The following is an 8,567-nucleotide window of genomic DNA, read 5'->3' on the forward strand; positions in this document are numbered from 1 at the left end:
AGCCTGTCCTGAGACAAGGCTTTGAGTTTCTTCATCTTAGGACCCAGCACTTTCATAAGAATCCAAGCCCCTGTCCCAGAGTTTAAGGGAAATACCAAAAAAGACAAGGGAAATCAACATCAAACCTCCGATGTTAAAGATTACATCCTTGTCCTGCAAAAAATAGCTGGCAGGATAGTAGGCCGTAAAGGCAAAAGGTACAATAAAACTGATTAACCAACAAAGAAATGAATTATAAATTGAAATGGGATACTTAGCAAAATCATTAAACATATAGAAAATGTAAATCATAGCCCCTGACTGCTTGGTCCAAAAAGCAATACTGGCTGTCGCGATTTTCAAGGAAGTATAAATCAAGGTCGCAAAAGGAATACAAACTAGGAAAAGCAGGAATTTTGGAAGAGTCCAAGCAATGCTAGTCACTGTTGTTCCCAGTAGGATACCACCGACCAAGAGTTCTCCCAAGGCATCAATCTGAAAGGTCTCAACTAGGATGTGAAAGAGAGGATTGATGGGACGAGTCAGATACTTGTCAAACTCTCCTTTTCGCACTAAGCGCTGTCCCAGAGCCCAGAGATTATCAAAAAAGAGATGATCCAATCCCTTGGGAATCAAGGAAAAACCATAGATAAAGGCAATCTCTTGAAAGGTCCAACCTTCTAGGGATGGAATATGTTGAAAGATGACATTGAGAAACAAGAGGTTCAAGCCTTGAGTCAAGAAAACTCCCAGGACTCCAACCACAAAATCCACCTTGTATTCCATGATCTGTTTGATGTATTGTCTGATAAAAATCAGATGCATGCGTTGATATTTTTTCATACTAACCTCCTTGAATGGTAATAAAGGACTGGACTCGTTTCCAAATCAACTGAGACAAGCCCACCATCACCAAGAGCCAGAAAAACTGCAAAGCGAACGCCTGAAGAATCTGATTGGCATCGTATTTCCCAACGATAATCATGACCGGAGTGTAAATCAAGGATGAAAAAGGCAGAAAGGACAGAATATCTGAAACAACCTTTGGAAAGAAAGCCAAGGGAATCAAACTTCCAGACATAAAAGCCACTATGGAAGTCTTGAGTAGATTGGAACCCCAAAGATTTTTAAACACAAAGGCTGAAAAACCAAAACAGATATTAAAGAAAAAGTTGATTAGGTAAGCTAGCGTTAAGCTAAAAAGATAAAGGACAGTTAATCCCAGCACTTCTACAATCCCTTGCCCAGATAAGATTTTCATCAAAACAATGATACTTAAAAATGGAAGACCAACAGAGATAAAAATCAACCACTTTGACCCAAGCTCGGTAAATAGATAAGAAGCCGCAAAATGCACTGGTCGCAACAAACGCATGATAATGGAACCATCCTTGACCTCCTCCCCAATCATAAAGGAGCTATCAGATCTGGTCAGAAGATTGGTCACAAAACTCATGATGATGTAGAGGGTGATATCTGCCATACTAAAGCCCTGAATCAAAGACTCTTGTGAGGAATCAAAGACAGCCTTCCAGAGATAAAAGGCCACAAAAGCCCCCATGACATCGCCTATCCGATAGAGAATAAAGTTGACTCGATAGGTAATCAACTCCTGAACCCCTGCATTAATAAAGGGTTTATAACGTCTCCACAATTTGACCATCTTAGAGCTCCTTTCGGTAGAACCGACGGATAATATCCTCAATATCCGTATCCACCATCTTCAAATCGCGGACTTCAAAATCAGACAAGGTTTGCTTGATAATATCAGCTGATTGGTAGCGAGAACTATCGAATTCAATGTTAAGACTATTCCCTTGTCTATCAATGATCATATCAGGCAGGCCTTCATAGTGAGAAACTAGGTGATTTTGATCTGGTAGCAGTTCAAAGGAGAGTGTCTTCATCTTGCCAAAGGTTTCCTTGAGCTGGCTAACCGTCCCATCAAAAATCTCCTGTCCCTTGTCAATCATAAAAATACGATCACAAAGTTGCTCAATATCACTCAAGTCGTGAGTGGTCAAGAGAATAGTAGTCTCTTCCTCCTGATTGATCTGAGTAATGGCTCGACGAATATTGTCCTTGACCGAAACGTCCAAACCAATGGTCGGCTCATCTAAAAAGAGAACCTTGGGATTGTGGAGCAAGGAAGCTGCTATATCCGCCCGCATCCGTTGTCCCAATGAAAGAGTTCGCACAGGGTCCTTGATAAAGTCCTTCAAATCCAAGACTTCATTCAAAAAATCCATACGCTTATGGAAGAGCGAGTCTGGTACATCATAAATCTCCTTTAAAACCGTGTAGGTCTCTTGCAGTGCCAAATCCCACCATAACTGGGTGCGTTGTCCAAAGACTACGCCAATATCTTTGACATAATCCTGACGATTATCCTGCGGAATCTTGCCATTAATCCGACAAAAACCAGATGTCGGTTTCAAAATCCCAGTCAGCATTTTAATGGTTGTCGACTTCCCAGCACCATTGGCCCCGATAAAGCCTAAAATCTGCCCCTTGGGAACCTCAAAAGTCAAATCCTTGACCGCTTCAAAGGTCTGCTTTTCAGGATGAATAAAGGAGAGTAATGCCCCTTTCAAGCCTGGTTCCTTAACAGTCTTCACAAAATTTTTCTGAAGATGTTCCACTTCTATCATTGCCATATCTATCTCCCTATGTAAGGAATAGCAACATTGTATTTTTTACTACAAATATTCTAAATCCTTACTTTCTACACCTTCTACATTTTATTATTACAAAAGGCTTTATACCAACCTATTATAGTCCAATAAAAACTAGAATGCAAGCGTTTGCCTATGGATTGTGAAATTATAGATTTCTCTCCCCAAATAATAGTTTTAATCCAAAATTCTGGTTTAGTAGTTTCCTTAAAACAGCAAAAAACCCACCCAATGGGCAAGTTCTATCTGTATTGTTCAGCTAGATTAAGCTTTAGCATCTGGAGCATAATGAACAGTTTTTTCCATGTTTCTTAAAAAGCTTTAATTATGATTTTGTAGTAGATTGAATAAGGTATGAACAAATCGATTAGGAAAGTCAATCTAATTTCTGGAAATATTTTTAGCAGTCGCAGTGTACTATTTTAGATTCAATCTACTAGATATAAGTTCCATGAAATAGAATATAATCTGACTAAATACGTATATGTCAATCGGATTTGTTCCCGATTTCAAACAGTAATCTGTCCAAGCTACTTGATTGATGTAACACTCTCAAGATGGTAACTGTATCCTTATCAAAACGATAAAACACTGAATAATTTTTTACTAGTAGTCGTCTAACTTTAATATCTAAACTGAGCAATTCCTCTACAATAGAACATCTTTCAGGAAATATTTCTAAGGTTTTAATCCCTTCTGCAATAGCTTCAAAGTGACTCATAGCAGTTTCCGGCGATTGAAGCTCATCTGCGATATAATGATAAATGGCTTCCATATCTCCTTCAGCTCTTTTTAAAATATTAATGGTTATTTTAGTCATACGTTCCGTTCCTTAAATTCTTTAAAGAACTCATTGACAGATCGAACATGACCGTTTTCTGCTTCATGATAAGCTTCAACCATCATTTGTCCAAATCGTTCAGCTGTCATTTCCTCTACATTCACTGATGAAGGTACATCTGGCAATGCAATATCAAAAGGGATTTTCTTCGTTAATGATACTTGTTTCAATAATAGTGTAACTAATGTTGATATCGGCATCCCAAGCTGCTTCAAAACCTGTTCAGCTGATTGTTTATCTAATTCATCAACTCGAACACTAATTGTAGCTGTTTTTCCCATTCTTATCACCTCACTTACAATTTGTACTGTAATTGTACAGCAATTTGCATTACTTGTCAATTAATACTCAATGAAAATCAAAGAGCAAACTAGGAAACTAGCCGCAGGTTGCTCAAAGCACTGCTTTGAGGTTGTAGATAGAACTGACGAAGTCAGCTCAAAACACTGTTTTGAGGTTGTGGATAGAACTGACGAAGCCAGTAACCATACTTACGGCAAGGCGACGTTGACGAGGTTTGAAGAGATTTTCGAAGAGTATAAATATTTTCTGAAAACGAAATACCACTATTACACTGTTGAAAGATTAGATTAGCCTATCCGATAAAAAAGCAGTAACACAGAGAACTATTGACCATGAAACGCTCTCGTAATCCTAACCCCTATGTGTAAACAAAAACCCACCCAATGGGCAGGTTTTGTGTATATTGTTCAGCTATATTAAGCTTTACCTTCTGAACCGAATACGTCGATACGTTCTTCAACTGATGCTTGGATAGCTTTGACACCGTCAGCCAAGAATTTACGTGGGTCGAAGAGTTTTTTCTTGTCGTATTCTGCTTCGTTTGCTTCGTAGTCACGAGCAAATTTACGAGTTGCGTTAGCGAATGCGATTTGGCACTCTGTGTTAACGTTAACTTTCGCAACACCAAGTTTGATAGCTGCTTGGATTTGCTCATCAGGAATACCTGAACCACCGTGCAATACGATTGGGAATCCAGGAAGAGCTTCTGTCAATTTTTGCAAGTGGTCAAGGTCAAGACCTTCCCAGTTAGCTGGGTAAGGACCGTGGATGTTACCGATACCAGCTGCCAAGAAGTCGATACCAGTTTCAACCATTGCTTTAGCGTCTTCGATTGGAGCCAATTCACCTTTACCGATGATTCCGTCTTCTTCACCACCGATAGTACCAACTTCAGCTTCTACTGAGATACCTTTAGCATGTGCTTTTTCAACAACTTCTTTAGCCAATTTAAGGTTTTCTTCAACTGGAAGGTGTGAACCGTCAAACATGATTGAAGTGTAACCAACTTCGATACACTCAAGTGCATCTTCGTAGTGACCGTGGTCAAGATGGATAGCTACTGGTACAGTGATACCCATTGATTCAACAAGGTTAGCGATCAAGTTGCGAGCAACTTTGTAACCACCCATGTATTTAGCAGCACCCATTGAAGTTTGGATCAAAACTGGAGCTTTTTTAGCTTCTGCTGCGCGCAAGATAGCTTGAGTCCACTCAAGGTTGTTTGTGTTAAATCCACCAACTGCATAACCGTTGTCACGAGCTGCTTGGACAAATTTTTCTGCTGAAACGATTGCCATTTTATCAGGCCTCCTGTATATTTTTATGGGACATCCCATTTACATTGTTCATTTTATCACTTTTTGACAAAAAAATCTAGTTTTTCCCGCAGTTTCGATTGAATTTCTTCTAGCTTCATCTATGTAAACCCTTTCTCTCCCTAGTCTTGGACAACTTTTGGAAAAGCTATAAAGAAGGTTAAACGATTCTCCCCCATCTCAAAACGATAAGGTAATTTTTCATGTTCTAATAGACTCTTAACCACAAAGAGCCCCATCCCAGATCCCTTGGCCTTGCGACTAGCATTGTCAGAAAAAGACTGGGCTAGTTTTTCTTGTTCCTCTGAGCTACAGCTATTTTCGATAAAAAGTTCCCCTTCTCTTTCTCCAATGCGAACTAAGCCACCTGGAACAGAGTGCTTAATGGCATTACTGATGAGGTTAGAAAGGATTAACTTCATAACTGATGGGTTTAGATAAGCCTGCTGATGAGTCAAACTATTGTCTATATGGAGCTCTCTATCCTTGGCTAGTAAAGCATAATCCTTAACCAGACTTTGCGTCATCTGGTGTAGGTCAATTGTTTCCCTATCATCTCGCAATTCTTGCACAGACGAGAGAGAAAGTATCTGGAGAACGTGGTGATTGAGCTCATCCACAATTCCTAAGGCTACTCCCAAATAGTGTTCTCTATCCTTATAACGCCCGATATTTTCTTTCATATTTTCAATTAGGATTTTCAAACTAGCCAGAGGTGTTTTCAATTCATGAGAAGCCCCTCTTAGGAATTCGACCTTCATCTTTTCCAGCTGGAGAATAGCTTCGTTTTTGTCATGCAAGTCCGCAATGACAGTCAAAAGATGCTGGTAGAGGCTATTGATTTGTTCCTTGAGATCACCAATCTCATCCTTCGAATCCACGCGCAATCGCACTTGGGCATCCAGTTCCATCATCCGACGGGTCACCCGCTTGATTTCCAAAATAGGGGCAACAATGGTCCGAGCGTAGATGTAAGCAATCAAGAGGGAAATCAGAAAGGATGCCAACAAGGTATAGGGAAGAAATTGGAGACTAATCTGCTCTGCTTCCTTTTGCAAATCCATGGACGCTAGAAACTGGAGAGTCATGGTTCCACCGTCTTGTGTTTTCACCTCCCGTTCCTCAATAAAAAGCGAGGTGGTCTGGCGGTCTGTATCCAGAGGAAGACTGTCCTTGACCTCCAACTTGTCCTCAGTCATCTCTCCCTTGACTGCTCCCTTAATCTCACTGGTCTGGGAATACAGGTCTAAGACTTGCTCAATACTTTGCCTATCCTTTCCTTCGAGTGACCGGGCAATAGCTGTCGCTTTCTGACCAATGGTTTCCTGACGGTGACTCAGATAAGTCGAAGGAAAAAGAAAATAAATAGCTAAATGGAGACAGACGACCAGAACACTAAAAATCGAGAAGGTGTAGATAAATATCTTTGTAAATAAACCTGTTCGTTTCATTTTCGCTCCAATTTATAACCAACATTGCGCACAGTGAGGATACAATCCAAGTCTAGCTTTTTCCGCAATTCCTTGATATAGACATCAATGACACGATCAAAGGGAACCTCATCTGTCGCTTTCCAGACGGCATCGATTATCTGAGATCGAGTCAAGGCTCGTCCTTCATTTTTCACTAAATAATCAAGAATTTCCAACTCTTTAGCATTGATAGCTACTTCCTCACCTGCGAGGCTTGCACTGTAGCTCTCAAAATCCACCTTGGTATCCTTATAGGAGAAGATTCGTCCTGTGTCATAATAGCGCTTGAAAATCGCGTCCACCCTTACTTTTAAAAGGGAGAGGGAGAAGGGTTTTTCCAGATAGCCATCTGCCAGAGAAGCAAAGGCAGTCATCTTGTATTCCTCATCCTGAAAGGCTGTTAACATCAAGACAGGAACCTGACTGGTTTTACGAATCTCAGCTAGCACTTCCAGACCATTGAGCTTGGGCATCTGGATATCTAGTAAAACCAAGGCTACCTCATAGCTGGAAAATTTTTCTAAGGCTTCTTGTCCGTCCGCCGCCTCAATGGTTTCATAGCCACAATCTGTCAAATAGTCACTGATCCCCTCACGGATCATCTCTTCATCTTCTACAATTAAAATTTTCATACTTTAACTGCTCTCTATTTTTTATTTTTCTTAGAATAAATACCTACTCTATTTATTATAATCTCTTATTGGCCTTTTGTCTTTAAGAAACTTGCTTCTAGATAAAACAAAGAGAGCCTATCGCTCTCTCTGCTCACATTTCACTCCCTATGGAATGAAAATTATTTAGTTGCTTTTGAAAATGTTACAACGTAGTTATAATCTTTCCCATTAGCTTGATAGACATAGTCCTCTTTGAAAGTATAGCCGCGTTTGCCCAACTCTTCTTTCTTAGCTTCAACTTGGCTCTTGACTGCTGCTTTTACTTGATCATCTGTTGAACCTTCCGCGATTTCAAGAGGAGTTCCATTGATATCTCCTAAAAAACCTGCAATATCTTTCATTTTATCAAAGTTATAAAATACATTTACTTTGACCTTTTGAGGAGCTGGCTGTTCTAGACTTCTACGATTTCTGCTAGCCCGTGGTTGAACTGCTGGAGCCATTCTGAAACCTGAAGTTCCTGTAGCCTCCTTAGTGAATGTGACAACGTAGTTATAATTTTTCACAGTAGTATCTTGTTCAAAAATAATGTCATTTTTCACATAATACCCTCTAGCAGCTAGGTCTTTTATCTTGGCTTGAATTTTTTCTTTTACTAATTCTTTTGCCTGTGCTTCACTCGTTCCAGCAGGAATTGTAACAGTGTTATCTTCTCCTGGGTCAGATAGGAAACCATGAATATCTGGCATTCCAGCGAAGTTATAGCTAATATTTACAGTTCCATCTGGTTCTGATGTTGAACGTGCTACTCTTCTTGCTCTTGCTTGAACTGATGGAGCATTTCTAAAACTTGAAGTCCCTGATGATGTTGTTTCTGGTTGTGCTGTTGGTGCTGATGAGTTATCTGTCCCTTCTGCTGAGGCTGGTTGCGTTGCTCCTGAAGGTGCTTCTCCTGAACCATGTCCTATTGCTGTACTACCACCTTCAATCGTAGTTCCATCATTACGTCCATTTGATAAATTATCTTTATCAAAATTTGGTTTTGTATATTTTTCACCAGATATTTCAAGAGAATTAATTATATTTTGATGTTTTTCTGTAAGTATTAATGCCTCTTCTTCATCTTTAGCATTTTTAATGTCATCTACTGCATTCTTTCTTAACTCATATAATTTTTCTTTTAATTTTTCTTTTTCATCTGGATTTTCAATCTTTTCAATTTCCGCTAGTTTAATATTAACAACTGCATCAATATTTTCTCTTATGCTATCCTGTTTAGTTTCCTCTAATAACTTTTCTTCTTCAGTTTTCGGTTCTGGAGTTACTGGCTTCTCTTCTTTCGGCGCTGGTGTCGATGGCTCTTCCAC

At 39.6% G+C, this 8,567-nt stretch carries 9 protein-coding genes and 1 pseudogene; 1 reads left to right on the plus strand and 9 read right to left on the minus strand.

Going from position 1 to position 8,567, the window contains the following annotated elements; all coding sequences use genetic code 11:
* Nucleotides 1–36: 36 nt before the first annotated feature.
* The 5 genes from SMSK597_RS09465 to SMSK597_RS09485 form a co-directional block, all read right to left on the minus strand.
* Entirely contained in the window at nt 37–822 is a 786-nt protein-coding gene (locus SMSK597_RS09465) for an ABC transporter permease (RefSeq protein WP_000760739.1), read from the minus strand.
* A 1-nt stretch (nt 823) separates the two neighbouring features.
* On the minus strand, nt 824–1,642 hold the full coding sequence (locus SMSK597_RS09470; RefSeq protein ID WP_000240162.1) for an ABC transporter permease: 819 nt from the start codon (nt 1,640–1,642) through the stop codon (nt 824–826).
* Between the two features lies 1 nt (nt 1,643).
* Nucleotides 1,644–2,636, minus strand: a complete 993-nt coding sequence (locus SMSK597_RS09475) for an ABC transporter ATP-binding protein (RefSeq protein ID WP_001240781.1) — start codon at nt 2,634–2,636, stop codon at nt 1,644–1,646.
* Nucleotides 2,637–3,141: 505 nt separating this feature from the next.
* The gene (locus tag SMSK597_RS09480; protein ID WP_000161699.1) at nt 3,142–3,474 is read right to left on the minus strand and encodes a type II toxin-antitoxin system RelE/ParE family toxin; all 333 of its coding nucleotides are present in this window, start codon (nt 3,472–3,474) and stop codon (nt 3,142–3,144) included.
* Nucleotides 3,471–3,776, minus strand: a complete 306-nt coding sequence (locus SMSK597_RS09485) for a type II toxin-antitoxin system RelB/DinJ family antitoxin (RefSeq protein WP_000520543.1) — start codon at nt 3,774–3,776, stop codon at nt 3,471–3,473. Before SMSK597_RS09485 ends, SMSK597_RS09480 begins: the two co-directional genes overlap by 4 nt.
* A gap of 70 nt (nt 3,777–3,846) precedes the next feature.
* Here SMSK597_RS09485 and SMSK597_RS13920 point away from each other — a divergent pair, with 70 nt between their 5' ends.
* Nucleotides 3,847–4,089, plus strand: coding sequence for a hypothetical protein (locus SMSK597_RS13920; protein ID WP_025169695.1), 243 nt, complete (start codon nt 3,847–3,849; stop codon nt 4,087–4,089).
* A gap of 125 nt (nt 4,090–4,214) precedes the next feature.
* On the opposite strand, the gene SMSK597_RS09490 is transcribed toward SMSK597_RS13920, so the two are convergent.
* The 4 genes and pseudogenes from SMSK597_RS09490 to SMSK597_RS13925 all read right to left on the minus strand — a co-directional run.
* Complete coding sequence (locus tag SMSK597_RS09490) at nt 4,215–5,096, minus strand: class II fructose-bisphosphate aldolase (protein WP_001019001.1); 882 nt, start codon at nt 5,094–5,096, stop codon at nt 4,215–4,217.
* Between the two features lie 140 nt (nt 5,097–5,236).
* Nucleotides 5,237–6,565: a sensor histidine kinase VncS gene (vncS, locus tag SMSK597_RS09495; RefSeq protein WP_000831385.1), complete on the minus strand. Its 1,329-nt coding sequence runs from the start codon at nt 6,563–6,565 to the stop codon at nt 5,237–5,239.
* A complete protein-coding gene (gene vncR / locus SMSK597_RS09500; RefSeq protein WP_000697943.1) occupies nt 6,562–7,218 on the minus strand; it encodes a response regulator transcription factor VncR in 657 nt (218 codons plus the stop codon). Before vncR ends, vncS begins: the two co-directional genes overlap by 4 nt.
* 161 nt (nt 7,219–7,379) lie before the next feature.
* Nucleotides 7,380–8,567 (minus strand): annotated as a pseudogene (locus SMSK597_RS13925) (hypothetical protein); the annotation flags it as partial.

It is taken from the genome of Streptococcus mitis SK597, from assembly GCF_000148545.1.
Taxonomy (GTDB): domain Bacteria; phylum Bacillota; class Bacilli; order Lactobacillales; family Streptococcaceae; genus Streptococcus; species Streptococcus mitis_C.